25 protein-coding genes and 1 pseudogene are annotated in these 25,610 nt (G+C 72.3%); 15 read left to right on the forward strand and 11 right to left on the reverse strand.

Features of this window, described 5'->3' with window-relative positions:
- Positions 1-67: 67 nt before the first annotated feature.
- The 5 genes and pseudogenes from ACWCQM_RS15270 to ACWCQM_RS15290 all read right to left on the reverse strand — a co-directional run bounded on the left by ACWCQM_RS15270 (position 68) and on the right by ACWCQM_RS15290 (position 5,500).
- On the reverse strand, positions 68-1,240 hold the full coding sequence (locus ACWCQM_RS15270) for a vWA domain-containing protein (RefSeq protein ID WP_450915763.1): 1,173 nt from the start codon (positions 1,238-1,240) through the stop codon (positions 68-70).
- Positions 1,233-2,441 carry an AAA family ATPase gene (locus tag ACWCQM_RS15275; protein ID WP_450915764.1) on the reverse strand — a complete coding sequence of 403 codons (1,209 nt, stop codon included), beginning with the start codon at positions 2,439-2,441 and terminating at the stop codon, positions 1,233-1,235. The genes ACWCQM_RS15270 and ACWCQM_RS15275 overlap by 8 nt, the downstream gene beginning before the upstream one ends.
- A complete protein-coding gene (locus tag ACWCQM_RS15280; protein WP_450915765.1) occupies positions 2,438-4,195 on the reverse strand; it encodes an ankyrin repeat domain-containing protein in 1,758 nt (585 codons plus the stop codon). Before ACWCQM_RS15280 ends, ACWCQM_RS15275 begins: the two co-directional genes overlap by 4 nt.
- Entirely contained in the window at positions 4,192-5,331 is a 1,140-nt protein-coding gene (locus tag ACWCQM_RS15285; RefSeq protein ID WP_450915766.1) for a gala protein, read from the reverse strand. Before ACWCQM_RS15285 ends, ACWCQM_RS15280 begins: the two co-directional genes overlap by 4 nt.
- A 93-nt stretch (positions 5,332-5,424) precedes the next feature.
- A pseudogene (locus tag ACWCQM_RS15290) lies at positions 5,425-5,500 on the reverse strand.
- Positions 5,501-5,627: 127 nt separating this feature from the next.
- On the opposite strand from ACWCQM_RS15290, the gene ACWCQM_RS15295 reads away from it, so the two are divergent.
- Positions 5,628-5,984 carry a hypothetical protein gene (locus ACWCQM_RS15295; protein ID WP_450915767.1) on the forward strand — a complete coding sequence of 119 codons (357 nt, stop codon included), beginning with the start codon at positions 5,628-5,630 and terminating at the stop codon, positions 5,982-5,984.
- A 33-nt stretch (positions 5,985-6,017) separates the two neighbouring features.
- Here the strand turns inward: ACWCQM_RS15295 and aceB are convergent, their stop codons facing one another.
- Together aceB and ACWCQM_RS15305 are read right to left on the reverse strand one after the other, a co-directional pair.
- Positions 6,018-7,637, reverse strand: coding sequence for a malate synthase A (gene aceB / locus ACWCQM_RS15300; RefSeq protein WP_450915768.1), 1,620 nt, complete (start codon positions 7,635-7,637; stop codon positions 6,018-6,020).
- A gap of 299 nt (positions 7,638-7,936) precedes the next feature.
- Positions 7,937-8,542: a nucleotidyltransferase family protein gene (locus tag ACWCQM_RS15305; RefSeq protein ID WP_450915769.1), complete on the reverse strand. Its 606-nt coding sequence runs from the start codon at positions 8,540-8,542 to the stop codon at positions 7,937-7,939.
- 203 nt (positions 8,543-8,745) lie between these two features.
- Here ACWCQM_RS15305 and ACWCQM_RS15310 point away from each other — a divergent pair, with 203 nt between their 5' ends.
- Positions 8,746-9,048, forward strand: coding sequence for a DUF5955 family protein (locus tag ACWCQM_RS15310; protein WP_450915872.1), 303 nt, complete (start codon positions 8,746-8,748; stop codon positions 9,046-9,048).
- A 157-nt stretch (positions 9,049-9,205) separates the two neighbouring features.
- On the opposite strand, the gene ACWCQM_RS15315 is transcribed toward ACWCQM_RS15310, so the two are convergent.
- Complete coding sequence (locus ACWCQM_RS15315; RefSeq protein WP_073748589.1) at positions 9,206-10,006, reverse strand: IclR family transcriptional regulator; 801 nt, start codon at positions 10,004-10,006, stop codon at positions 9,206-9,208.
- A gap of 334 nt (positions 10,007-10,340) precedes the next feature.
- On the opposite strand from ACWCQM_RS15315, the gene allB reads away from it, so the two are divergent.
- The 3 genes from allB (at position 10,341) to ACWCQM_RS15330 (ending at position 13,232) form a co-directional block, all read left to right on the forward strand.
- Positions 10,341-11,684 (forward strand): allantoinase AllB, encoded by a 1,344-nt coding sequence (gene allB, locus ACWCQM_RS15320; RefSeq protein ID WP_450915770.1) that lies wholly within the window; start codon positions 10,341-10,343, stop codon positions 11,682-11,684.
- A gap of 2 nt (positions 11,685-11,686) precedes the next feature.
- On the forward strand, positions 11,687-12,802 hold the full coding sequence (gene alc / locus ACWCQM_RS15325; RefSeq protein ID WP_450915771.1) for an allantoicase: 1,116 nt from the start codon (positions 11,687-11,689) through the stop codon (positions 12,800-12,802).
- 100 nt (positions 12,803-12,902) lie between these two features.
- On the forward strand, positions 12,903-13,232 hold the full coding sequence (locus tag ACWCQM_RS15330) for a putative quinol monooxygenase (RefSeq protein ID WP_450915772.1): 330 nt from the start codon (positions 12,903-12,905) through the stop codon (positions 13,230-13,232).
- 43 nt (positions 13,233-13,275) lie between these two features.
- Here the strand turns inward: ACWCQM_RS15330 and ACWCQM_RS15335 are convergent, their stop codons facing one another.
- Positions 13,276-14,112, reverse strand: a complete 837-nt coding sequence (locus tag ACWCQM_RS15335) for an aldo/keto reductase (RefSeq protein ID WP_450915773.1) — start codon at positions 14,110-14,112, stop codon at positions 13,276-13,278.
- 183 nt (positions 14,113-14,295) lie between these two features.
- Between ACWCQM_RS15335 and ACWCQM_RS15340 the strand changes: the two genes are divergently transcribed.
- Positions 14,296-14,913, forward strand: coding sequence for a dihydrofolate reductase family protein (locus ACWCQM_RS15340; protein WP_450915774.1), 618 nt, complete (start codon positions 14,296-14,298; stop codon positions 14,911-14,913).
- Between the two features lie 32 nt (positions 14,914-14,945).
- Here the strand turns inward: ACWCQM_RS15340 and ACWCQM_RS15345 are convergent, their stop codons facing one another.
- Complete coding sequence (locus tag ACWCQM_RS15345) at positions 14,946-15,590, reverse strand: TetR/AcrR family transcriptional regulator (protein ID WP_450915775.1); 645 nt, start codon at positions 15,588-15,590, stop codon at positions 14,946-14,948.
- A 223-nt stretch (positions 15,591-15,813) separates the two neighbouring features.
- On the opposite strand from ACWCQM_RS15345, the gene ACWCQM_RS15350 reads away from it, so the two are divergent.
- The 3 genes from ACWCQM_RS15350 to ACWCQM_RS15360 all read left to right on the forward strand — a co-directional run bounded on the left by ACWCQM_RS15350 (position 15,814) and on the right by ACWCQM_RS15360 (position 18,451).
- Positions 15,814-16,758: a DMT family transporter gene (locus ACWCQM_RS15350; RefSeq protein ID WP_450915776.1), complete on the forward strand. Its 945-nt coding sequence runs from the start codon at positions 15,814-15,816 to the stop codon at positions 16,756-16,758.
- 85 nt (positions 16,759-16,843) lie between these two features.
- Positions 16,844-18,016 (forward strand): cytochrome P450 family protein, encoded by a 1,173-nt coding sequence (locus ACWCQM_RS15355; RefSeq protein ID WP_450915777.1) that lies wholly within the window; start codon positions 16,844-16,846, stop codon positions 18,014-18,016.
- 15 nt (positions 18,017-18,031) lie between these two features.
- A complete protein-coding gene (locus tag ACWCQM_RS15360; RefSeq protein ID WP_450915778.1) occupies positions 18,032-18,451 on the forward strand; it encodes a PaaI family thioesterase in 420 nt (139 codons plus the stop codon).
- Positions 18,452-18,473: 22 nt separating this feature from the next.
- On the opposite strand, the gene ACWCQM_RS15365 is transcribed toward ACWCQM_RS15360, so the two are convergent.
- Positions 18,474-19,478: a Gfo/Idh/MocA family protein gene (locus ACWCQM_RS15365; protein WP_450915779.1), complete on the reverse strand. Its 1,005-nt coding sequence runs from the start codon at positions 19,476-19,478 to the stop codon at positions 18,474-18,476.
- A 93-nt stretch (positions 19,479-19,571) separates the two neighbouring features.
- Here ACWCQM_RS15365 and ACWCQM_RS15370 point away from each other — a divergent pair, with 93 nt between their 5' ends.
- The 6 genes from ACWCQM_RS15370 (at position 19,572) to ACWCQM_RS15395 (ending at position 25,469) form a co-directional block, all read left to right on the forward strand.
- Positions 19,572-20,333: a GntR family transcriptional regulator gene (locus tag ACWCQM_RS15370; protein WP_267080624.1), complete on the forward strand. Its 762-nt coding sequence runs from the start codon at positions 19,572-19,574 to the stop codon at positions 20,331-20,333.
- Positions 20,334-20,545: 212 nt separating this feature from the next.
- On the forward strand, positions 20,546-21,559 hold the full coding sequence (locus tag ACWCQM_RS15375; protein ID WP_450915780.1) for a substrate-binding domain-containing protein: 1,014 nt from the start codon (positions 20,546-20,548) through the stop codon (positions 21,557-21,559).
- Positions 21,556-22,605, forward strand: a complete 1,050-nt coding sequence (locus ACWCQM_RS15380) for an ABC transporter permease (protein ID WP_450915781.1) — start codon at positions 21,556-21,558, stop codon at positions 22,603-22,605. The genes ACWCQM_RS15375 and ACWCQM_RS15380 overlap by 4 nt, the downstream gene beginning before the upstream one ends.
- Complete coding sequence (locus ACWCQM_RS15385) at positions 22,602-23,462, forward strand: ATP-binding cassette domain-containing protein (RefSeq protein WP_450915782.1); 861 nt, start codon at positions 22,602-22,604, stop codon at positions 23,460-23,462. Before ACWCQM_RS15380 ends, ACWCQM_RS15385 begins: the two co-directional genes overlap by 4 nt.
- A 132-nt stretch (positions 23,463-23,594) precedes the next feature.
- A complete protein-coding gene (locus ACWCQM_RS15390; RefSeq protein WP_450915783.1) occupies positions 23,595-24,761 on the forward strand; it encodes an ROK family glucokinase in 1,167 nt (388 codons plus the stop codon).
- A gap of 66 nt (positions 24,762-24,827) precedes the next feature.
- On the forward strand, positions 24,828-25,469 hold the full coding sequence (locus ACWCQM_RS15395) for a hypothetical protein (RefSeq protein ID WP_450915784.1): 642 nt from the start codon (positions 24,828-24,830) through the stop codon (positions 25,467-25,469).
- Positions 25,470-25,610 lie beyond the last annotated feature (141 nt).

Here is a 25,610-nt window from a genome sequence, read left to right on the forward strand (position 1 = left end):
GCCGCACGACCGCACGGCCGCACGGCCGGTGCGCCGCTCCGGCGACACGGGAGCGGCGCACCGGGGCTCAGCCCGTGACGCGTACCGTCTCGACCCACGGGGGAGCGGCGGGCGCGGACGGGCCGACGAGGGCGGCGACGACCCGGCAGGACGGGATCTCGTCCGGCCACGGGGTGAGGCCGTCCGTCAGGACGACCACGACGGAGGGGCGTTCGCGCACGGCCAGCGCCGCCGCGATGCCCACGCGCATGTCGGTGCCACCGCCGCCGGCGAGCGCGATCTGCTCGGCGGACGTCACCCGGGAGACGGCCCGGACATCGGCGTCGCAGGCCAGGACGGTGACCCGGTTGCCCCGGATGCCCACCTCCCGCAGCACTCCGGTCACCTCGGCGAGCGCGGCGGCGATCTCCTCGTCACCCATCGAGCCCGAGGTGTCGATGACGACCGCCACCCTGGGCAGCGGCCGGCGCAGGCTGGGCAGCACGACGCCGCGCAGGGCCGCGCTCCGGCGTGCGGGGCGGCGGTAGGTGTAGTCCACCGCCCCGGCCGCCCAGGCGGCAGCCTCCCGTACGGCCCCCGCGAGCACCTGCCGCCAGTCGACCGTGGGTTCGAGGACCTCGTCAGCCCACCGCTTCCAGCCACCCGGCAGGGTTCCCCTGGACCGCACATGGGCGCGCATGGCCTCCGCGGTGTGGTGGCGCAGCGACTCCGCCTCCACACCGCCGACCCCCGGCGGCCCCGCGGCCGCGTCCGGCTCCCAGGGGGACGGCTCGCCATGGGCGCCCGACCCGCAGTCGTGGATCCAGGCGGAGGGCGGCAGCGCCGTCAGATACGCCTCGAAGAGCTGCCCCTCCGGGAGACCGAAGAGGCGTGGCTCCAGCCGCCCGGCGGGCAGCGGCAGCCCATCGGCGACCAGGTCGTCGTTGATCTCGCAGTCCTGGGCGACGTTGACCCGGTGCCGGTCACGCCGGTCCGCCGCCGGCAGCAGATCCGCGCGGCCGTGATGGTCGCGCAGCAGATGCGCGACCTCGTGCACCCAGACCGCCGCCAGCTCCGCCACCGGGGTCCGGTCGACGAAGCCGGGCGAGACGTAGCAGCGCCAGTGACGGTCCACGCCCATGGTCGGCACCTCGTCGCTGGGCACCACCGTCAGGGCGTACAACGCCGAGGCGAGGTACGGACGGTCCGTCGCCGCCCGGTACCGCGCCGCGAGCAGCTTGGTGGTGTCCAGCTCAGCCACCCTGCGGAAGGGCGCCGGACTGCCGCAGCAGGTCCAGGAAGCCGTCGATGCCCGGCGGCACCGGCCAGTCCAGGCTGCGCATGGCCGCCAGATCGACCGCCGCCCGGGCCGCCACGTCGGGCACCCCCGCGTCCACGGCCTTGGCCAGCACCGCCCACCCCGCCTCCCAGCGCTTCCGGGTCAGCTCGCCCTGCACGGCGGCGACGACCGCGATCAGGAAGGCGAGCTGCCGGTCGCCGCGCTCGGGCAGCGCGAACGCGTCCGGGTCCGCGAGCACACGGTCCGGGTCGGGCAGGTCGAGATGGTCCAGGTACGACAGCAGCTCGATGCCCGCACCGTCCCCGACGGCACCGGTGAGCGCTGCCGCGACCGCCTCCCGCCCGGTACCCGCCGCGTAGCCGGCGGCCAGCAGCCGCAGGGCCATGTCCCAGGTCCTCGGGGAGGGCCACGCGCGGCCCCGGCTCTCCGCGTCGGCCGGGAGGTGGTGGACCAGCCCCGGACGTGCCGTCAGGAACCCGGAGACGGCGCCCCGGGCCCGCGCCGCGGCGCCGGAGACCTTGGCCGGGTCGACCACCGGCACCCCCAGGGCCGGCCAGGTCCCCGCCATGCCGCGGGCGACGGTACGAGGGTCGTGCGTCCACCGGAGATGGACGAAGCGGTTGGCGAGCGGCGGGCTGAGGTGCCAGCCGTCCGCCGCGCTCGACGGAGGGTTGGCCGCCGCGACGATGCGCACGCTCTCCGGCAGCCGCAGGCTGCCCACCCGCCGTTCCAGCACGACCCGCAGCAGCGCGGCCTGCACGGCCGGGGGCGCCGACGACAGCTCGTCGAAGAACAGCAGCCCGCGGCCGGCCCGGGCGAGCCTGACCGCCCAGTCCGGCGGCGCCATCGGCACACCCGTCACGGCGGGATCGTCGCCGACGACCGGCAGCCCGGCGAAGTCCGACGGCTCGTGGACGCTCGCGATGACCGTCTCCAGTTCGAGCCCCAGACCGGCGGCGAGCTGCTCCATCCCGGCGGACTTGCCGATGCCCGGCTCGCCCCACAACAGGACCGGCTGATTGGCCGTCACCGCCAGGGCGAGCGCGTCGAGCTGCGGGCTCTCCGCGGGCTCGGTGCGGGTGACGCGCAGGCGCCGGTTGAGCTCGTCGGCCGCCTCCAGGGGGCCGGAGGGCGGGGGCCGGTCCCCCGTGGTCGTGCTCACTGCTGCTCGCCCTCCCCGTCCTTGTTCCTGAACCACCGCTCGTACCAGTCGACGCCGATGCCAGGGTGCTCCGCGGCCAGCCGCTCCCGGAGGAACGCGAGGTCCTCGCGCTTGTACCGGTGGATCAGCTGGTCGAGGGAGAGTCCCTCCGCGTCCGTCACGTCGATCCTGGCACCCGCGTCGATCAGCGCGCGTACGAGCGTCACGGAGCCCCTCTCGCTCACCGCGACGCTCAGCGGGGTCCGGCCGAGATGGTCCCGGGCCTCCAGGTCGAGCTTCGCCGCCAGCAGTCGTGGCAGAAGTGCCTCGTGGTCGAGCAGCGGCAGCATGTGCAGCAGCCCCCGTCGCCTGGCGTTGCGCACCCGGAGGTCGACCCCGGCGTCCAGCAGCTCCAGGACTCCGGCGGTGTTCCCGTGCTGGATGTGCAGGAACAGCTCCTTGCGCTGTGCCCGGAGCGCCTTCGGGAGGCGCCCCTGACCCGTCGTGCAGGAGTGCTCCACCGCGAAGCAGCCCGCGACCGCGCCGCCGAACGCCCGCATGGCACTCTCCCGCAGCCGCTCCTCCTCCGTGTGCGGGGAGCGCAGGGCGCCGTCACGGAAGACGACCTCGTGCCACTCGCCGCGGCACCGCACGCGCACCGGACCCGGCAGCGAAGGACCGGGCGGCCCGAAGGGGCCTTCGAGGGAAGGGAACAGGGCCCGCGCCACCAACGGGTGCAGCCACTGCGGCGGTACGACGCCCGCCCGCAGCAGGTCGAGGTCGAGGAGACGCCGCCAGGCCGCCCGGGGCAGCAAGGCGCCGGGAGCGCTGGGCTTCGCCTCCACGACCGTGGCGCGGAGCCGCCCGCCGGCGCTGTGGTCGGTGAGCTCCAGCAGGATGTACCTGCGCCAGTGGCCGGCGGCCAGGAAGCGCTCGCTGCCCACGGCGGCCGTCGCCCGGCGCACGGCCGACTCGAGCCGGGGAATGTCGATGGCGGTCGCGCGGAGGACCTCCCCGGGGTCCGTCCGGTACAGCGACCGTTCGGAGGCCGGCGGCGTCGGATCCCACTCGATCCCCGCCGCGGCGAACGCCTCATCGATCTCGCCCCGCTCGTAGAGCAGTGTCACCCGCTCCGCCCGGGCGGCGGCGTCCCCGTCACCGGACGCGGCGAGCTCCTGCCGCGTCAGCGGGGTCCCGTCGTCGTGGAAGAAGGGAATCCGGCCACCGGCGCCCACGGCCGCCCGCAGACCGTCCGTACGCCGGGAGTCCCACAGATACCGGACCGAGCGCCAGTCCTCGGTACCGCCGCGGAACAGACCGGGGGAGGACTCGCCGGGCACCGCCCCGAAACGCAGCGAGAGCCGCTGGGGGCCCTCCACCATCGCTGGTGTGCGCAGGTGGAGGTACGGCGCGTGGGGCAGACCGGACCCGTCCAGGTGTCCGGCGTATCCGGCGAGTACGACGGTCCGGCCGGGGGCGAGCGTCGAGCGCCCGCCCAGGACCCGGGGCAGATGCCAGCGCACCAGGTCGGGCACGAGATGGAGCAGGTCGGCCACGAGGGCCTCCGCCACGGCCGTGCCGTACACGGAGGCCACCCCGGCGGGATCGAAGTCCACGTCGACGTCGGCCGCGGCGAGCGCGCCCCGCCAGTCACCGGCGAGCCGCCGCTCCGCGGACCGCTCGATCATCGTGCGGGGCACGGCGTACCGCCGGACCTGCCACAGGCTGGAGGCCTCCTCCGCGCTGAGGAACCGGTCCTCCGGGCGGAGCCTCACCGGTAGACGCTCCGGATCGCGCGCAGGTCCGGGTGGGCGCCGTGGTCCGGGCGCAGCCGGGTGGCGAAGGAACGCTTCACCTTGCGGGGGAGCCCGGGCCCGAGCCCCACGTACTCCAGCCGGCAGTCCGCGCCGACCGCTCCCAGCAGGGCCTTCGCGCCCCGCCCCGTCAGCCCGGTGTGGGCCAGTTCGAGGCGCCGCAGGGGGCTCCCGGGCAGGGCCAGGGTCAGCGCATGGGCGCCCGCGTCGCCGGTCGCGTTCCCCGCCGCCCCGAGGCTGCGCTCCGACATCGGCCGCCCGAGGTCGAGCGCCTCGATCCCGTCCAGCGCGTCGGCCAGGGCGCCGGCCCCGGCGGGCCCGATCCCGTTGCCGCCGAGCCCGAGCCGCACGGGGCGCTCCGGACCGGCCGAGGCGGCGAGCACGGCGGCCCCCGCGTCGCCGAGGTGGTTGGCCGACACGTACAGCTCCCGCACCCCCGCGTCCCGGATCAGCGCGGCGAGGAGCGGAGCGGCGTCCTGGCCGAGCCCGTTGCCGCCGAGGAAGAGCCGCTCCAGCGGCTGTTCCCGCGAGGTCAGCGCGTCGAGCAGCGCCTCCAGACCGGCGGTGGTGACCCCGGTGTTGACGAGGTCCAGGGTGCGCAGCGAGGTGGTGCGGGCCAGCATCGGCGCGAGTGCCCGGACGCCCGTGTCACCCAGCGGATTCCGCTTCAGCCACAGCGCCCTGACGGTGGAGTCCCCGCTCAGCGCGCCCGCGAGCGCGGCGGCACCCTCGGCCCCGATGCGGTTGCAGCCGAGATAGACCGTCCGCAGCCCGTGTCCGGGTACGTCGCGCAGAGCGTCGGCCACCGAGCAAGCGCCCTCGTCGCCCAGGGAGTTGGTGCCGAGCAGGACGTGGCCGGCGTGCGGCGACCGGGCGAGGGCGGGCATCAGCAGGGCGGCGCCGGCCGCACCGAGACCCTGCTTGCAGAGATCGACGCGCCCGTCGGCCCGCAGTGTCCCGACCGGGAACACCTCGTCGGACCCGACCGCCTGCTCACCCCCGAGCCGCTCCACCAGCGGGTTCAACGCGGCCACATCGACGAGCGGAACGTCCGGGTGCTCGATCGCGGGGCAGCGCACGGGCATCGGCTGCGACAACACAACTCCCCAGTCCCACGCCGGGCCCCGGGCCGGAAGCGGACCGTTCGCGCCCACCCCCGCCCAGCGCCGGCGCGATCCTCCAAGAACAGGTGGCAAGACCGACCGGATTCGAACCGGCGTCCTCCAGCTCGATGCGTGGGCGCGACGACCTCTGCGCTACAGCCTTGCCGTGCGTGATCATAACGGCCATCGGCCCGGAATCGCACGCCAGTACGGCGAATGAGGCAGGGGTGCGCAGAGTTTCGAACGTGTTCAATAATGGACCGGTCCACCTGCCTACCGAGAGGCCCGGCATGATGAGCCGTACCCGCTTCACCCCTCGCGGCGCCCGGATCGCGGCCGCCGCCTACGTCGTCGTCATGGCGGCCGGTGGGCTGATCGTGGGAGCCCAAGCCCCGTCGCGCGCCGAGTCGTTGCTCTTCCTGCTATCCCAGCCCGGGCTGAACGTGCTGTACGTGTTCGTCCTCACGCCCCTCGTCGCGCTCGTCGGTGACACCGGCGGGGGAGTGGGCGACGCCGGAGGCCTCGCTCTCGCCTGCGGTCTGGGGGCCGCCGTGAACGTCCTGCTCGTACGGGCGGCCGTGTGCGCGGCCCGCGCGGTCGCCGCGGACCTCCCCGCGTGCGGGAAGCGCCGCACCCCCGCGCGTTGAGGCGCGGGGATGCGGCGCTCGGGTCCTCGGAGGTCAGCCCAGCTGCTCGTACGCCGGCAGCGTCAGGAAGTCCGCGTAGTCCTGGTCCAGCGAGACCTGGAGCAGCAGGTCGTGGGCCTGCTGCCACTTGCCGGACTCGAACGCCTCGTCGCCGATCTCGGCGCGGATCGCCGTCAGTTCCTCGGCCGCGACCTTGCGGGCGAGGTCCGCGGTGGCGTGCTCGCCGTTCTCGAAGACCACGTCCGCGTTGATCCACTGCCAGATCTGCGAGCGCGAGATCTCGGCGGTGGCCGCGTCCTCCATCAGGTTGAAGATGGCAACCGCGCCCATGCCCCGCAGCCACGCCTCGATGTAGCGGATGCCGACAGCGACCGCGTTGCGCAGTCCGTCGTACGAGGGCTTCGCGTCCAGCGTGTCGATGGCGATCAGGTCGCCCGGCGCCACCGAGACGTCCTCGCGCAGACGGTCCTTCTGGTTCGGCTTCTCGCCGAGGACCGCGTCGAAGGAGGCCATCGCGATCGGGACCAGGTCGGGGTGTGCGACCCAGGAGCCGTCGAAGCCGTCGTTGGCCTCGCGGTCCTTGTCGGCCTTGACCTTCTCGAAGGCGACCTTGTTGACCTCGGCGTCGCGCCGCGAGGGGATGAAGGCCGCCATGCCGCCGATGGCGTGCGCGCCGCGCTTGTGGCAGGTGCGGACGAGGAGTTCGGTGTACGCCCGCATGAACGGGGCGGTCATCGTGACCAGGTTGCGGTCCGGCAGGACGAACTTCGAGCCGCCGTCGCGGAAGTTCTTGACGATGGAGAAGAGGTAGTCCCAGCGGCCCGCGTTCAGCCCGGAGGCGTGGTCGCGGAGCTCGTAGAGGATCTCCTCCATCTCGTACGCGGCGGTGATGGTCTCGATCAGGACGGTCGCGCGGACCGTTCCCTGCGGGATGCCGGCGTAGTCCTGGGCGAAGACGAAGATGTCGTTCCAGAGGCGGGCCTCCAGGTGCGACTCCGTCTTCGGGAGGTAGAAGTACGGGCCCTTGCCGAGGTCGATCAGGCGCTGCGCGTTGTGGAAGAAGTAGAGGCCGAAGTCGACCAGCGCGCCGGGCACCGGGGTGCCGTCCAGCTGGAGATGGCGCTCGTTCAGGTGCCAGCCGCGCGGGCGCGTGACGACCGTCGCGAGCTCCTCGGCGGGCTTGAGGGCGTACGACTTGCCCGACTTGGGGTCGGTGAAGTCGATGTTCCGGGTGTAGGCGTCGATCAGGTTGAGCTGGCCGGTGATCACGTTCTCCCACGTGGGGGCGGACGCGTCCTCGAAGTCGGCGAGCCAGACCTTGGCGCCCGAGTTCAGGGCGTTGATGGTCATCTTGCGGTCGGTCGGACCGGTGATCTCCACCCGGCGGTCGTCCAGCGCGGCCGGGGCCGGGGCGACCTTCCAGGTGTCGTCCACCCGGACCGCCTCCGTCTCCGGCAGGAAGTCCAGCGTGGAGGTGCGGGCGATCTCGGCCCGGCGCTCGCCGCGACGGGCGAGCAGCTCGTCACGCCGGGGCGTGAACCGCCGGTGCAGCTCGGCCACGAACGCGAGGGCCGCATCGGTCAGGACCTCGTCCTGCCTCGGCAGGGGCTCGGCATCGACGATGGCCAGCGGGGACGGCGCTGGTGCGGACATGAGCTGTCACTCCTTCAGCGGGTGGTGCGGTGGCATCCCGTGGCCGCCGGGTCGCCCGGGACGGCACGGGGTGCCAGGGCTCCGAGATACGGCCACGGGGCGCCTCCGGGGACCGGAAGCGGAACCATGGGCTTCTGATCAGTGGATATTAGTTTCCTCATGGTGGAAGTTCAATGGTTTGTTGATATCGAGATTCTCCGGGTCGAGGCACGTACGGCCGTGGTGGCGCGCCGTGCCGCCCCGGCACGGTCCGTCTTCCCCTGGGGAGCTCCGCCCACCCGGGCCGCCTCCTCCGGCCGTCACTCCAGGTGCGTCAGGTCCTCCGCCGTGTCGATGTCGTACGCCTGAGCCGCATCGGAACACTCGACGAGCGTGATCGCGTCGCGGTGCGCCCGCAGATACGCCCGCGCCCCCTGGTCGCCGACCGCGCCCGCCGCGATGTCCGCCCAGCGGTCGGCGCCGAACAGCACGGGGTGGCCGCGTTCGCCGGCGTACGAGGCCGCCGCGAGGGTCGCCCGGGAGCGGTACGCCGAGCGGACCCGCGCCACCGCCACCGCTCCGATGCCCGGCTGGTCGACCAGGAGCACGAGAACCGCGTCCGCGTCCGAACCGGCGAGGGCGCCGAGGCCGGCCCGGAGCGAGGAGCCCATGCCCTCCTCCCACAGCGGGTTCACGGTCACCGTGCACCCCGGCAGTTCCGCCCGCGCCCGCACCTTGTCCGCCGCGGCGCCCAGGACGACATGGACGGGGCCGCAGCCGCCGTCGCGCAGGGTCCGCGCCGCGTGTTCGACCAGGGGGCGGCCGCGGTGCTCCAGGAGCGCCTTCGGCCTGCCGCCGAGGCGACGGCCGCCGCCTGCGGCGAGCAGAAGCCCGGCGACCACGGGGTTTCGTTCCGATTGAGCCATGCGCCCTGGATACCACTGCCGGGCGCGTACCGGCGGAAGGACTGTCACCCCCCGGAGGTACTCTCGTTCTGTGTCCGCACGGTGGCGCGCGCCGCCTTTCATGGCGTTAACTGGCGGACGACCCCAGGCGTTTGACCGCCGCCCCGGGGTCATTCGACACACCGGCACAATGACGTGCGAGGGGGAGTGCTTTGTTGCGAAGCGTGGGGCAGGAGCGGTTGGCCGGCAGCGGTGAGGACCCGAGAGTGGCGGAGCTGCGTACGGCGGTCTCCCGGCTCCGCCGGGAACTGGCCGGTCACCCCGTCGAGTTCCCCGACCGGGGCATAGCCGAGGACGAGCTCGCGGCGCTGGACGCCATGGCGGCCGGCGGCATGCCCGAGATCCCCCGGCTGCGGCGCTCCCTGCTGCTGGTCGCCGGGGCGATCGGCTCGGTCAGCGCGCTGGCCCCGGGCCTCCGCGAGGTCAGGATCGCGATCGAGCTGTTCGGGGAGCCCCCGAGGTCCTGAGGGCTCTCCCTTGGTCCTGAGGCTCTCCCTGGGTGCCTCTCGGCCGGATCGGGCCCGGCCTCGCGTGCCCCGGCCCGACCCGGACGGAGGGCCTGGAGGCGTTCGAGGGGCCGCCGAGGTGGTGCGCCCCTCGGCCGGCCCCGCGCGTTCGCGTGTCTCAGGCCGCCGGGCCGCTGCTCGCCAGCGCCTCGGAGAGTTCCTTCGCGATCTGCTGGAGGATCGGCACGATCCGCTCCGTCGCCGTCTCGGTCACCCGGCCCGCCGGCCCCGAGATGGAGATGGCGGCCGAGGTGGGGGAGTCGGGCACCGAGACCGCGAGGCAGCGGACCCCGATCTCCTGCTCGTTGTCGTCCACCGCGTAGCCCGCCCTGCGCACCTGTTCCAGCGCGTCGAGGAAGCCGTCCGGCGTGGTGATCGTCTTCTCGGTGGCCGCGGGCATGCCCGTACGGGCGAGCAGCGCGCGCACCTCGTCGGCCGGGGTGTTCGCGAGGAGGGCCTTGCCGACGCCCGTGGAGTGGGGCAGCACCCGGCGGCCGACCTCGGTGAACATCCGCATCGAGTGCTTGGACGGCACCTGGGCGACGTACACGATCTCGTCGCCGTCGAGCAGCGCCATGTTCGCCGTCTCGCCCGTCTCCTCGACCAGCCGCTGGAGATACGGCCGCGCCCAGGTGCCCAGCAGTCGGGAGGCGGACTCGCCGAGGCGGATCAGGCGGGGGCCGAGCGCGTAACGCCGGTTGGGCTGCTGGCGGACGTAGCCGCACACCACCAGGGTGCGCATCAGGCGGTGGATCGTCGGCAGCGGCAGTCCGCTGCTCGCGGAGAGTTCGCTGAGCCCGACCTCGCCCCCGGCGTCCGCCATGCGCTCCAGCAGATCGAAGGCGCGCTCGAGGGACTGGACGCCGCCACTGGGACCGGCGGGCTTGGAGTCGGAAGTGCTGGCGTGGGACGGCGGCACGTCAACGGTCCTTTCGAAGCGGAGGCAAGGCAGCAGCCTACCGGGCTGTTCCCGATCGGCCCACTGCTCCCGGTGCGGCGTCCTTGCCGGTCAGGACCTGCTTTGTCCTGGTGTCGACGGTCCGGCCCGCGCTCGGCCCGGTGCCCGGTGAGGTCGCTCCTGGCCCATTCTACGTTCCGCCTGACGAAAATGAACTTTTACTTCGTGGAAATCTACAATCCTTGCCTTCCATGATCCTCCGGGGGTTCCATGGGGGAGGTGAGCCCTTGACGGGTCGCCTCCCCGAGTGAAGACTCCTTCAACAGTTCGTTGAAATCTGCCCTGAGGAGCACAGGTGCCCGGTGTGGACTTGAAGCTGGTGCTGCGCTCGACGCGCGTCGTCACCCCGGAGGGGACCCGTGCCGCCGCGGTCCTCGTCGCCGACGGAGCGATCGAGGCGGTCCTGCCGTACGACGCCGAGGTGCCCGGCGGTGCCCGGGTCGAGGACTTCGGCGACGACGTCCTGCTGCCGGGCCTCGTCGACACGCACGTCCATGTGAACGACCCCGGCCGCACCGAGTGGGAGGGCTTCTGGACCGCCACCCGCGCCGCGGCCGCCGGCGGCATCACGACCCTGCTCGACATGCCGCTCAACTCCCTCCCGCCGACGACCACCGTCGAGAACCTGCGCGTCAAGCAGCAGGTGGCCGCCCCCAAGGCGCACATCGACACCGGCTTCTGGGGCGGTGCGATCCCCTCCAACACCAAGGACCTGCGTCCGCTGTACGAGGCCGGGGTCTTCGGCTTCAAGTGCTTCCTCTCGCCCTCGGGCGTCGAGGAGTTCCCCGAGCTGGACCAGGAGCAGCTGGCCCGCTCCATGGCCGAGGTCGCGGGCTTCGGCGGGCTGCTGATCGTGCACGCCGAGGACCCTCACGAGCTGGCGTCCGCGCCCCAGCGCAGCGGCGGGAAGTACGCCGACTTCCTCGCCTCCCGGCCCCGCGACGCCGAGAACCAGGCGATCGAGGGCCTCATCGCCTACGCCAGGCGGCTGAACGCGCGCGTCCACGTCCTGCACCTCTCCTCCGGCGACGCCCTGCCGCTGATCGCCGCCGCCAGGCGCGAGGGCGTCCGGATCTCCGTCGAGTCGTGCCCGCACTTCCTCACGCTCACCGCCGAGGAGGTCCCGGACGGGGCGACCGAGTTCAAGTGCTGCCCGCCGATCCGCGAGTCCGCCAACCAGGACACGCTCTGGGCCGGGCTCGCCGACGGGACGATCGACTGCGTCGTCTCCGACCACTCGCCCTGCACGACCGACCTCAAGACCCCCGACTTCGCCTCCGCCTGGGGCGGCATCTCCTCCCTCCAGCTGGGCCTGCCCGCCATCTGGACCGAGGCCCGCCGGCGCGGTCACACCCTCGACGACGTCGCCCGCTGGATGTCCGCCGCGCCGGCGGAGCTCGCCGGGCTCACCCGCAAGGGCGCCATCGAGGCCGGACGGGACGCCGACTTCGCGGTCCTCGCGCCCGACGAGACCTTCACCGTCGACCCCGCCGGACTCTTCCACCGCAACCAGGTCACCGCCTACGCCGGGAAGACCCTGCACGGCGTGGTGAAGTCCACCTGGCTGCGCGGCACACGGATCGCGGCCGACGGCGTACTCGCCGAGCCCACCGGCCGCCTCCTCGAAAGGAACCACTGACCATGACGGCGACCCCGCACTTCACCGGTGACGCGAGCCCGTACGCGGGCGGCGACCCGTACGCCGACTACCGCACCGCCGACTTCCCCTTCACCCACCTCGTCGACCTCGCCGACCGGCGTCTCGGCGCCGGTGTCATCGCCGCCAACGACGAGTTCTTCGCCGAGCGCGAGAACCTCCTGAAGCCCGGGCCCGCGGAGTTCGACCCGGAGCACTTCGGGCACAAGGGCAAGATCATGGACGGCTGGGAGACCCGCCGCCGGCGGGGCGTGAGCGGCGACGAGCCGCACCCCGCGGACGAGGACCACGACTGGGCGCTCGTACGCCTCGGAGCGCCCGGTGTAATCCGCGGACTGGTCGTCGACACCGCCCACTTCCGCGGCAACTACCCGCAGTCGGTCTCCGTCGAGGCGGCCTCGCTGCCCGGCTCCCCGTCCCCCGAGGACCTCCTCGCGCCCGACGTGAAGTGGACGACCCTCGTGCCCCGCACGGCCGTCGGCGGTCACGCGGCCAACGGCTTCGCGGTGGACGCCGGGCAGCGCTTCACCCATCTGCGGGTCAACCAGCACCCCGACGGTGGCATAGCGCGCCTGCGGGTCCACGGAGAGGTCGTCCCCGACCCCGCCTGGCTGGCCGCACTCGGCACGTTCGACCTCGTGGCCCTGGAGAACGGCGGCGAGGTCGAGGACGCCTCCGACCGCTTCTACTCCCCGGCCACCAACACCATCGCCCCCGGCCGCTCCCGCAAGATGGACGACGGCTGGGAGACCCGCCGCCGCCGCGACAAGGGCAACGACTGGATCCGCTACCGGCTGGTGGAGCAGTCGGAGATCCGGGCCGTCGAGATCGACACCGCCTACCTCAAGGGCAACGCGGCGGGCTGGGCACAGATCTCGGTGAGCGACGGGGAGGGCGGCGAACCCGCCGAACTCCTGCCCCGCACCCGGCTCCAGCCCGACACCAACCACCGCTTCGTCCTGCCCGATCCCGTGCGCGGCACGCATGTGCGCATCGACATCTTCCCGGACGGCGGGATCTCCCGGCTGCGGCTCTTCGGCTCACTCACCGAGCAGGGCGCGGCGCGGCTGGCGAACCGTCATGAGGCGCTCGGAGGCTGACCGGACAGCCCTCGGCGCTGCCGGGTGTGCCGGTTCCCGTCCGGCCTGTGGGCATATGGGACCCTGGCCGGAACGCTGCCGTCCCGACCAGGGAGTCACCATGATCTTCATCGCCGTCAAGTTCACCGTGCGTACCGCCGAGCGCGACAACTGGATGCCGGCCGTCGAGGATTTCACCCTCGCCACCCGCCAGGAGCCGGGGAACCTCTTCTTCGACTGGTCCTACAGCGTCGAGAACCCGGACCAGTTCGTGCTGCTCGAAGCGTTCGCCTCGCAGGAGGCGGGCGTGGAGCATGTGAACTCCGAGCACTTCAAGGCGGCGATCGAGACCATGTCCGAGCTCGTCAGCGAGGTGCCGGAGATCATCAACGTCGAGGTGCCCGGGGACGACTGGTCCCGGATGTCGGAGGTCACCCCGCGCAACCGGTGAGAACCACCGGCCCCGTGGTAACCGCCGGGTCCGACGGCCGCCGTCAGAACTCCTCGTGCGTGTCGGGGTCCCCGCCGAAGCGGTGCGGCGGCCGTGCCCCGATCCGGTCCATCTCCTGCTGCGTCAGTGCGAAGCCGAACAGGTCGAGATTCTCCCGCTGCCGCCCCGGATCGGCGGACTTCGGGATCGGCACGGCACCCAGCTGGGTGTGCCACCGCAGGACGACCTGGCCCGGCGTCACCCCGTGCGCCTCGGCCGCGGCGACGACCTCCGGGGCCTCGAGCACCTGACGCCCCCGGGCCAGCGGACTCCAGCTCTCCGTGACGATGCCCTTGGCCGTGTGCACCGCGCGCAGCTCCTCCTGCGGGAGCAGTGGATGCATCTCGATCTGGTTCACCACGGGCAGCACACCCGTCTCACGCTCCAGCCGGTCCAGGTGCTCCGCCGTGAAGTTGGAGACACCGATGGAGCGTACGAGCCCGTCCTCGCGGAGCTTGATCAGAGCCCTCCAGGTGTCGACGTACTTGTCCACCCGGGGCAGCGGCCAGTGGATGAGATACAGGTCGACGTAATCCAGGCCCAGATTGCTCCGGGACTCCTCGAAGGAGGCGAGCGTCTCCTCGTAGCCGTGGTGCCGGCCGGGCACCTTCGTCGTGACGAAGAGCTCCTGCCGGGGCACCCCTGAGCGGGCGATCCCTCGGCCGGTGCCGGTCTCGTTCCCGTAGTTCAGCGCCGTGTCCACGAGCCGGTAGCCGAGCTCCAGCGCCCCGGCGACGGCCTGCTCGGCGGCCTCGTCGTCGAGCGGCCAGGTGCCGAGGCCCACCGCGGGGACGGTGCTGCCGTCGTGGAGGTTGCGGACGGGGGTCGGTGTCCGGTGCATGGTCTCCCGTTTCGTCGCGTGTGCCGTCCCCGCCAGCGTAGGACGCGCCGCCGGACGGGGCGCGACGCGGCACGGCCGCGCGGTCCACCGGGCGCACCGGCGGAATCCGCCGGAAGGTGGGATCGGAAGGGTGGAACCACAGGGCTGCCGGGAGTCACGGCGGCGATGCGGAGGAGCGGGACCATGACGAAGCTGACCCTCACCACGTTCGTGTCCCTCGACGGCGTGACGCAGGCCCCCGGCGGGCCCGAGGAGGACACCTCCGGCGGGTTCCGCCACGGCGGCTGGGTGGCGCCGTACGCGGACGAGGGCATGGGGGCCTTCATGACCGAGGTCTTCGACCGCGCGGGAGCCTTTCTCCTCGGGCGGCGTACGTACGACATCTTCTCGTCCTACTGGCCCAGGGTCACCGATCCTGAGGACCCGATCGCCTCGCGCCTCAACACGCTGCCCAAGCACGTCGTCTCCACCACCCTGACGCACCCGGAGTGGGAGAACACCACCGTCGTCCGGGGCGATGTGCCCGCCGAGGTGGCCCTGCTCAAGGAGCGGACGGCGGAGGGCGAGCTGCAGATCCACGGCAGCGGCACCCTGGCCCGGTCACTCCTGGAGCACGGCCTGATCGACGAGCTCAACCTGCTCGTCTTCCCGGTCTGCCTGGGCAGCGGCAGGCGGCTCTTCCCGGAGGGCGGACAGCCGACGGCCTTCGAACCGACCGGCGAGCGGACCACCGGCAGCGGCATCGCGATCCACACCTACCGGACCGCGGGGCCCGCCCGGTTCGGAACCGTCGGCGAGTGACCGGGCTCCGGACGCCCCGGGCACCTGTGCCCTCAGGGAGCCGGGGGCAGTTCGGAGCGGCCGGTGGACGCGGCGCGCAGCCGCCCCAGGATGGCCCGGGCCGCCTTGGTGTAGCCGGGGTTGTTGTTGTGCAGCACGGACTCCGCGTTGGCCAGCTCCATGAACGCGATGAGTTCGAACGCCAGTTGCGAGACATCCGTGTCCGCCGCGAGTTCGCCCCGCACCCGGGCCTCCTCGATGGTCTCCTCCACGAAGGTGACCCAGCCGGTCTGAGTGGAGGCCAGGGCGTCGTGCACCTTGCCCTCCCTGGAGTCGAACTCGGCGATCGTCGCGTAGAAGAAGCAGCCGCCGCTGAACACCCGGCGCTGCGAATAGGAGAGCCAGCTCTCGCACATCCGCCAGACGCGGCCCAGACCCGGCGCCGCCGCCCTCGTCGGTGTCAGCACGTGCTCCACGAACACCGTCACGGCGGCGCGCACCGTGGCGAGCTGCAACTCCTCCTTGGAGCCGAACAGGGCGAACACCCCGCTCTTGCTCAGCTTCAGCTCCGTCGCCAGCCGGCCGAGCGACAGCCCCTCCAGCCCTTCGGTCGAGGCGACCTGGACCGCGCGCCCCAGCACCAGTTGCCTGGTCTGGTTCCCCCGCTCGATCCGTCCGTCCAGCCGCGCTCCACCCATGTGCCAACTCCGTGTTCCCGAGCGTCCCAAGACCGACATTCTAGGAGGAGCCGGCACGGTGGAAGGACCGCTTCGGGCCGGGACGACCCCTGGGGGCGGACGGCCGGCCCACCCTGCGGACAGAGGTTCCCGAGGGGGGTGTCCGTTCGGTACCGTGACCGCTCCCCGTGTGAGCCGGCGAGGTCTCCACATCGTTCCCTTTGTGGAGAACCAGGAGCACCCGATGTCCGCTGCCGCCGTGCCCGCCCTCGCCCCGCCCCGCCGCGCGTGGGTCGCCGATCTGCCGCTGCTGCTCGTCGCGGCCGTCTGGGGCGCCAGCTATCTCGCGGCCAAGGGCATCACCACCACGCACACCGTGATCGCCGTCCTGGTGCTCCGCTTCGCGATCGTCCTGCCCGCCCTGGCCGTCGCGGGGTGGCGCGGGCTCCGGGCGCTGAGCGGTGCGCAGTGGCGGGGCGCGGGCCTGCTGGGGCTCGTACTGAGCGGGATCTTCCTGCTGGAGACGTACGGTGTCGTGCACACCTCGGCGACCAACGCCGGACTCATCATCAGCCTCACGATGATCTTCACCCCCCTGGCCGAGGCCGCAGTGACCCGGGTCCGGCCGTCTGGGGCCTTCCTCGCCGCCGCCGGGCTCTCCGTCCTCGGCGTGGTACTCCTGACACAGGGCGGCGGATTCACCAGCCCCTCCGGCGGCGACCTCCTGATGCTGCTCGCGGCCCTCGCGCGCACGGTCCACGTCCTGGCGATGGCCCGCATCAAGGCCGTCCAGGACGCGGACTCGCTCTCCCTGACCACGGTGCAGCTCGGCAGCGCCGTCGCGGTCTTCGCCGTCCTCGCCGCCGCCCCCGGCACCGGGCCCGCGCCCTGGACGGTGGCGGCGGGCTTCGGCGCCGCCGAGTGGGCCGGGCTGATCTTCCTCTCCGTCTTCTGCACCCTGTTCGCCTTCTTCGTGCAGATGTGGTCCGTGCGCCGCACCTCGCCCTCCCGGGTCAGTCTGCTCCTCGGCACGGAACCGCTCTGGGCCGCCGCGGTCGGCATCGCGATCGGGGGTGAGCGCCTCGGCGTCCTGGGAGTGGTGGGCGCGGTGCTGGTGCTGGCGGGCACCGCGTGGGGACGCCGCCGTGCCGATGCCGAGCCGGGTCCGGACCGTCCTGCCTCCGCATGACCCCGGTCTCCTCCACGAGGACGAGGACGGGACATGAGGGGCCCCCTAGGCTGAACCGGTCAGCCGGAGGAATGGGGGCGGGACCATGTCCGTGATCGATCTGCGCGGAGCGGAGGACTTCAGCGCGAATCCGTATCCGTACTACGCGAAGATGCGCGCCGAGGGACCCGTGCACGCGGTCCGCACCGACGACTTCGAGCGGATCTGGATGGTCGTCGGCTACGAGGAGGCACGCGCCGCCCTCGCCGACCAGCGGTTCAGCAAGGACTGGCGGACGAACGGCCTCTGGTCGGCGCAGAGCAACCCGATCAACGCCAACATGCTGGAGATGGACGCCCCGCACCACACCCGGCTGCGCAAACTCGTCGCACGCGAGTTCACCGCCCGGCGGATCGAGGCGCTCCGCCCGCGCGTCGAGGAGATCACCGGGAGCCTCCTCGACGCGATGGTGCCGTCGGGGAGCGCCGACCTCGTCGACGCGTTCGCCTTCCCGCTGCCGATGACGGTGATCTGCGAGCTCCTCGGCGTACCCGACATCGACCGGGAGGCCTTCCGCCTGCTGTCCAACGCGATCGTCGCCCCCGTCTCGCAGGAGGAGGAGAACGACGCGGTGCACAGGATGGGCGCCTATCTCGTCGAGCTGATCGAGGACAAGCGCTGCGCCCCGGGCGACGACCTGATGAGCGCCCTGATCCAGGCACGGGACGACGACGGCGACCGGCTCTCCCCGGACGAACTCATCGGCATGGCCTTCCTGCTCCTGGTGGCGGGCCACGAGACGACCGTGAACCTGATCGCCAACGGCGTACGCGCGCTGCTCGACCACCCGGAGCAACTGGCCCTGCTCCGCGCCCGGCCGGAGCTGATCGACGGTGCGGTCGAGGAGATGCTCCGCTACGACGGGCCCGTGGGGACGGCGACCTTCCGCTTTGCCCGTGAGTCCGTGGCCATCGGCTCCACCGTCATCCCCCGGGGCGAGGCCGTGCTCGTCGCCCTCGGCTCGGGGGACCGTGATCCCGGCCGCTACCCGGCCCCGGACACCTTCGACATCCGGCGCGAGGCCCGGGGCCATCTGGCGTTCGGCCATGGCATCCACTTCTGCCTGGGCGCGCCCCTGGCCCGCATGGAGGGCCGCATCGCGGTCCGGGCGCTGCTGGAGCGGTGCCCCGGCCTGGAGCGGGACCCGGACGGCGGCGAGCCCGACTGGCTGCCCGGCCTGCTGCTGCGGGGCGTCCGGCATCTGCCGGTGCGCTGGTGAGGTGGGATGGGCACCATGACTGAACTCTCCATCGGCCAGGCGCAGCAGGTCCTCGACAGCCAGCCCTTCAGCAGGCTCGTCGGAGCGCGGATCACGGAGTTCGGTGACGGCGCGGCCGTACTCGAAGTCGGCGTACGCGAGGAGCTGACCCAGCAGAACGGCTTCCTGCACGGCGGTGTGCTCTCCTACGCCGCCGACAACGCGCTCACCTTCGCCGCCGGGACGACGCTCGGTCCGGCGGTCCTGACCGGCGGCTTCTCCATCCAGTACGTCCGCCCGGCGAGCGGCAGCACCCTCACCGCCCGGGCCGAGGTGGTCCACACCGGCCGCAGGCAGGCGGTGGTGCGCTGCGAGCTGTTCACCGCCGACGACGAGGGGGCCGAGACCCTGTGCGCGGTGGCGCAGGGGACGGTGCTCTCCGCCCGGCCGGCCTGACGCTCCGTCCGGCGCGCGGCGGTCAGGCCTCGGCGATCTCCGTGAGCCGCACCGGGCGGCGCTCCGCCCGCGACAGCTCGCACGCCTCGGCGATGCGCAGTGCGTGCAGCGCCTCCCGGCCGTCGCACGGGTTTTCCCGCTCGCCGCGCACGACGCCGAGGAACGCGTCCAGTTCGGCCTCGTAGGCCGGGGCGAACCGCTCCAGGAAACCGGGCCAGGGCTTGGCCGGGGCGGGCGGGCCCTGCGGTTCGGCGGAGGTGAGCGGCGTACGGTCGTCGAGGCCCACGGCGATCTGGTCCCGCTCGCCCGCGAGCTCCATGCGGACGTCGTAACCAGCCCCGTTGCACCGGGTCGCCGTCGCCGTGGCGAGCGTGCCGTCGTCCAGGGTCAGCAGCGCGGCGGCCGTGTCCACGTCCCCGGCCGCCCGGAAGATCGCGGGGCCGGCGTCCGATCCGGTGGCGTACACCTCGCTCACCTCACGGCCCGTCACCCAGCGCAGGATGTCGAAGTCGTGCACCAGGCAGTCCCTGAACAGCCCGCCGGAGAGCGGCAGATAGGCGGCCGGCGGGGGAGCGGGGTCGGACGTCGTCGCCCGTACGGTGTGCAGCCGGCCCAGCGCTCCGCCGCGCACGGCGGCGCGCGCCGCGGCGTAACCGGCGTCGAACCGGCGCATGAAACCGAGCTGGAGCACACCGCCCGCCCGCTCGACCTCGCGCAGCGCGCCGAGCGTGCCCGGCAGGTCCAGCGCGATCGGCTTCTCGCAGAAGACGGGCAGACCGGCCCGCGCCGCACGGCCGATGAGCTCCGCGTGCGCCGAGGTCGCCGAGGCGATCACCACCGCGTCCGCCCCGGCGGCGAGGACCTCGTCGGCGGAGGCGAGGGCGACGGCTCCCGTCCGCGCCGCGACCTGGGAGGCGCGGGCGGCGTCGGGATCGGTCACCACCAGGGATTCGACTCCGGGATGGCGTGCCAGGACGCTCGCGTGGAAGGAACCGATCCGGCCCGTGCCGATGAGTCCGATGCGCATGGACCCAACGTGCCGCCCTCCCGGCGCACTGTCAACTATATGTCCTGACAAAGTGCAGGGTGCGGCGCGCCGGTACGCGGTACGCTCCCTGCCGTGCCCAAACCCGCCGCCGACTCCGCCGCCCTGGGGCTGGGCGTGGACCGCACCAGTCCCGTTCCGCTCTACTACCAGCTGGCCCAGCAGCTGGAGGCGGCCATCGAGCAGGGGCGGCTGGCCCCCGGCAGCCTCCTGGGCAACGAACTGGAGCTCGCCGCGCGGCTCGGACTCTCCCGGCCCACCGTCCGCCAGGCCATCCAGTCGCTGGTCGACAAGGGGCTGATGGTGCGCCGCAGGGGCGTCGGCACCCAGGTCGTGCACAGCCGCATCAAGCGGCCGCTGGAACTGAGCAGCCTCTACGACGATCTGGAGGCGGCCGGCCGGCACCCCGCCACCCGGGTCCTGCGCAACACGCTCGAACCCGCCTCGCCCGAGGTCGCCGCCGCGCTCGGTGTCGAGGAGGGCGCCGACGTCCATCTGGTGGAGCGTGTGCGGTACGCGCACGACGAGCCCATGGCGCTCCTGCGTAACCACCTCCCGCTCCAGCTGCTCGACCTCGGCACCGAGCGGCTGGAGACGACCGGCCTGTACCGGATGATGCGCGCCTCGGGGATCACCCTGCACAGCGCCCGCCAGTCCGTGGGGGCCAGGGCCGCGACCGCGGAGGAGGGCGAGCTGCTCGCCGAGCCCCCGGGGGCCCCGCTGCTCACGATGGAGCGGATCACCTTCGACGACGGCGGCCGGGCGGTCGAATTCGGCTCGCACGTCTACCGGGCCTCGCGGTACGCCTTCGAGTTCCAGCTGCTCGTGCGGCCCTGAGAAATCCGGACGGCGGGACTCCGGTCCGTATGTTCGGACAAAAGTGTTGACGCGGTCATGCTAGGTGGTGAGAACGACGGAAGGGCGCGGCCCGCGCCCCTGCCGGGCATGACGGGACCGGGCTCGGGGATACTTGGCCCGCCGGGCGGCGAGTCCGCTCGCCCCGGCCTCACCAGGCAGCACAACGAGCAGCACTAGAAGGGCACGGCGTCGTGGCAAGGGTTCGGACAGGGGTACGCGCGATGGGCGCCGTGCTGGCAGCGGTACTGGCGGCCTCCCTCGCGGGATGCAGCAGCACCGGCGGCAAGCGGGCGGAGGAGCGCGCCGCCCAGCAGGCCGCCGAGGGCCGGTCCGCGGTGAACACGCCCCGCTGGACGTTCGCCATGGTCACCCACTCGGGTGATGGCGACACCTTCTGGGACATCGTCCAGAAGGGCGCCAAGCAGGCGGCCCAGAAGGACAACATCAACTTCCTGTACTCGCACAACGACGAGGGCCAGCAGCAGGCCGAGCTCGTCCAGACCGCGATCGACAAGAAGGTCGACGGCCTGATCGTCTCGCTCGCCAAGCCCGACTCGATGAAGGCCGTCGTGGCCAAGGCCGTCAAGGCCGGCATCCCCGTCATCACGGTGAACTCCGGCTCCGCCGAGTCCAAGGCATTCGGCGCGCTCACCCACATCGGCCAGGACGAGTCCATCGCGGGCGAGGCCGTCGGCGACGAGCTGAACGAGCGGAAGCGCAAGAAGGTGCTCTGCGTCCTGCACGAGCAGGGCAACGTCGGCCACGAGCAGCGCTGCGCCGGGGCGAAGAAGACCTTCGAAGGGACGATGCAGAACCTCTACGTCGACGGCACCAACATGCCCGACGTCCAGGCGTCCATCGAGGCCAAGCTCGACTCGGACAAGAGCATCGACGCGGTCGTCACCCTCGGCGCCCCCTTCGCCGCCGCGGCGGTCAAGGCCAAGCAGACCGCGGGCAGCGAGGCCGAGATCGACACCTTCGACCTCAACGCGAGCGTCGCCACCCAGCTCCAGAACAAGACCCTCGGCTTCGCCGTCGACCAGCAGCCCTACCTCCAGGGGTACGAGGCCGTCGACCTGCTCTGGCTCTACCGCTACAACCAGAACGTGCTCGGCGGCGGGCTGCCCGTCCTGACCGGACCGCAGGTCATCACCGCCGACGACGCCGAAGCGCTCGCCGAGTACACGCAGCGGGGGACCCGATGACGGCGACCGGGCAACCGGTGGCGCCCCGCACCGACGAACGCCTGCTGCGAACCTCCCCGCTCCGCAAGCTGCTCGGCCGCCCCGAGCTGGGCTCCGTCGTCGGGGCAGTGGCCGTCTTCCTCTTCTTCGCGATCGCCGCCGACAGCTTCCTCCAGGCATCCAGCCTGGGCACGGTGCTCTACGCGGCCTCCACGATCGGGATCATGGCGGCGCCGGTGGCGCTGCTGATGATCGGCGGTGAGTTCGACCTCTCCGCCGGTGTGATGGTGACCAGCTCCGCGCTGATCTCCTCGATGTTCAGCTACCAGATGACCGCCAACGTCTGGGTCGGCGTCTTCGTGTCGCTGCTGGTCACGCTGGGTTTCGGCGCGTTCAACGGCTTCATGCTGACCCGCACCAAGCTGCCCAGCTTCATCATCACGCTCGGCACGTTCCTGATGCTGACGGGCCTGAACCTCGGCTTCACCAAGCTGATCAGCGGCACCGTGTCGACCAAGACCATCGGCAACATGGAGGGCTTCGAGTCCGCCCGCAAGGTCTTCGCCTCGTACCTCACCATCGGTGACGTCGAGCTGAAGGTCACCATCCTGTGGTGGGCCGCGCTGGTCGCGGTAGCCACCTGGATCCTGATCCGCACCCGCTTCGGCAACTGGATCTTCGCCGTCGGCGGCGAGGCCGACGCGGCCCGCGCGGTCGGTGTCCCGGTCATCCGCACCAGGATCGGCCTCTACCTCGGCGTCGCCTTCGCCGCCTGGGTCTCCGGGCAGCACCTGCTCTTCAGTTACGACGTGGTGCAGTCGGGCGAGGGCGTCGGCAACGAGCTGATCTACATCATCGCCGCCGTCATCGGCGGCTGCCTGATCACCGGCGGCTACGGCTCCGCGATCGGCTCGGCGGTCGGCGCGATCATCTTCGGCATGACCAGCAAGGGCATCGTGTACGCGGAGTGGAACCCCGACTGGTTCAAGTTCTTCCTCGGAGCGATGCTGCTCCTGGCCACCCTGCTCAACGCATGGGTACGCAAGCGCGCGGAGGCGACGAAATGACGGCCACCCAGGCTCCGGCCCCCAGGGACACGGCCGGTCCGGCGCTCGTCGAGCTCGACGGCGTCAGCAAGTACTACGGCAACATCAAGGCCCTGGAGAACGTCTCGCTGGAGGTCCACGCGGGGGAGATCTCCTGTGTCCTCGGCGACAACGGCGCCGGCAAGTCCACCCTCATCAAGATCATCGCGGGGCTGCACCGGCACGACGCCGGAACCTTCCTGATCGAGGGCGAGGAGACCACGCTCGCCAATCCGCGCGACGCGCTCGACCGGGGCATCGCCACCGTCTACCAGGACCTGGCCGTCGTCCCGCTCATGCCGGTCTGGCGCAACTTCTTCCTCGGCTCGGAACCGACGAAGGGCGCCGGCCCGTTCAAGCGGCTCGACGTGCGGCTGATGCGGGAGACGACCCGTGCGGAGCTGCTGCGCATGGGCATCGACCTGCGCGACGTGGACCAGCCCATCGGCACCCTCTCCGGCGGTGAGCGCCAGTGCGTGGCCATCGCCCGCGCCGTGTACTTCGGCGCCAAGGTCCTCGTCCTGGACGAGCCGACCGCGGCGCTCGGCGTCAAGCAGTCGGGGGTCGTGCTCAAGTACGTCGCCGCCGCCAGGGACGCCGGGCTGGGCGTGGTCCTCATCACGCACAATCCTCATCACGCCTATCTCGTGGGTGACCGCTTCGTGCTGCTGAAGCGTGGCGCGATGTCCGGCAGCCACACCAAGCACGACGTCACCCTGGACGAACTGACCCGTCAGATGGCCGGTGGGAGCGAGCTCGACGAGCTCAGCCACGAGCTCGAACGGGCCCCGTCGCCGGACCACCTCGGCGGCCGTCCGGTCGGGGACGACGCCCCATAAGTCATGGTTTGTCCCCCGCGCCCCTGACCCGGAGACCGGTTCCGGGGGCGCGGGAGTGGCAGAATCGTGCACGGCGGACGCCGTCCGCCGCCGGACCGACGACCGCCCGGCCCCCCGACCTGCGCAGGGACGATGAGCACGTACCGCGACTTCACACACCGCGGCTCCGCCCGCGCCACGGTCCTGCGGACCGTCGGCACCAGGGAGCGGCGCTCGCACCTCACGGCGCCCCGGGTGCCCACCGTCGGCATCGACATCGGCGGCACGAAGGTGATGGCCGGGGTCGTCGACGCCGACGGCAACATCCTGGAGACCCTGCGCACCGAGACGCCGGACAAGTCCAAGAGCCCCAAGGTCGTCGAGGACACCATCGTCGAGCTGGTCCTCGACCTCTCCGACCGGCACGATGTGCACGCGGTGGGCATCGGCGCGGCCGGCTGGGTCGACGCGGACCGCTCCAAGGTGCTGTTCGCCCCGCACCTCGCCTGGCGCGACGAACCCCTCCGTGACGCCATCGCCTCCCGCCTCGTGGTCCCCGTGATGGTCGACAACGACGCCAACACGGCGGCCTGGGCGGAATGGCGCTTCGGCGCCGGGCGCGGCGAGGACCACCTGGTCATGATCACGCTGGGGACGGGCATCGGCGGCGCGATCCTGGAGGACGGGCACGTCAAACGCGGCAAGTACGGCGTCGCGGGTGAGTTCGGGCACATGCAGGTCGTGCCCGGCGGGCACCGCTGCCCGTGCGGCAACCGCGGCTGCTGGGAGCAGTACAGCTCGGGCAACGCCCTGGTGCGCGAGGCCCGGGAGCTGGCCGCGGCGGACTCCCCGGTGGCGCACGGCATCATCGAGCGGGTCAAGGGCAACATCCCCGAGATCACCGGGCCGCTCATCACCGAGCTGGCCCGCGAGGGCGACGCGATGTGCGTCGAGCTCCTCCAGGACATCGGCCAGTGGCTCGGGGTCGGCATCGCCAACCTCGCCGCCGCCCTGGACCCCTCGTGCTTCGTCATCGGCGGCGGCGTCAGCGCGGCCGACGACCTGCTGATCGGCCCGGCCAGGGACGCCTTCAAGCGCCACCTCACGGGCCGCGGCTACCGCCCCGAGGCCCGCATCGCCAAGGCCCAGCTCGGCCCCGAGGCCGGCATGGTCGGCGCCGCCGACCTGGCCCGTCTGGTCGCCCGGAGGTTCCGCCGGACCAACCGCCGCCGGGTCGAGCGCTACGAGCGGTACGCGCAGTTCTACGACCAGGCCGCGAGCACCATCCGCAGCACGCGCAGCCCCCGGGCCGTCGACTGACCCGCTGCCGCCAGGCGGCACCCGGCCACCCGCACTCCGAACCGCAGCTTCGAGGGACCACCGACCATGACCGCAGCCGAGCACCACATCGTGCCGCGCCAGCCCCCTTCGTCCGGCTCTTCGGGCTCCTCTGACTCCACGGGCCCCACGGGCGCGCCCGGCGACGGCGGGGGAACGCCTCCGCAGGACCGGCGCAGAGTGATTCGCCGGCGCCTGATCACGCTGACCATCATCGTGCTGCTCATCGGCATCCCGGCCGGCTATCTGGTGATCTCCGCAGGCCAGAGCCGTCGTTCAGGCAAGGACAAGGAGGCCGAGGCCGCGGCCCAGGGGCTGCGTGAGGACTGGCCGTCCGGGATGCAGCGCCGGATCTTCGAGCTGCCCATCCCGGGCAACGCGGTCGGGGTCCAGTACTACGAGACGAACAACTGGAAAGCCAGCCGGATGTACGTGAAGTTCCGTACGACATCCGCCGGGCTCGACCGCTTCCTGAGCGGCATGGGCACCGGCCGGGCCGCCCTGGAGACCGGCGTGGTCACCATCGGCGAGCGGGACATCAAGATCACCGGCTGGTACTTCGGGCCCGGGGTCGACTGGGCGGGCACGGTCCACAAGAACAAGGACCCGCGCCCGACCCAGAACATCACCGTCAACATGACCGATCCGGCCGCACCCGTCGTCTACGTGGTCTCGGCCGCCACTCCCTGAGGCCCCTCGGGGGAGCCGCCGGTGTCCGGTGGATGTCCGGGGGTGCGGAAGACCTTTGCAGGACCGGCGACAGCAAAAGCAACACCGCTGTGCGTCCGGGGAAACGCGAGTGAAACGGCGTCAACAAAAAGTTGACCCGCT

The sequence above is a fragment of the Streptomyces sp. NPDC002125 genome, assembly GCF_053593715.1.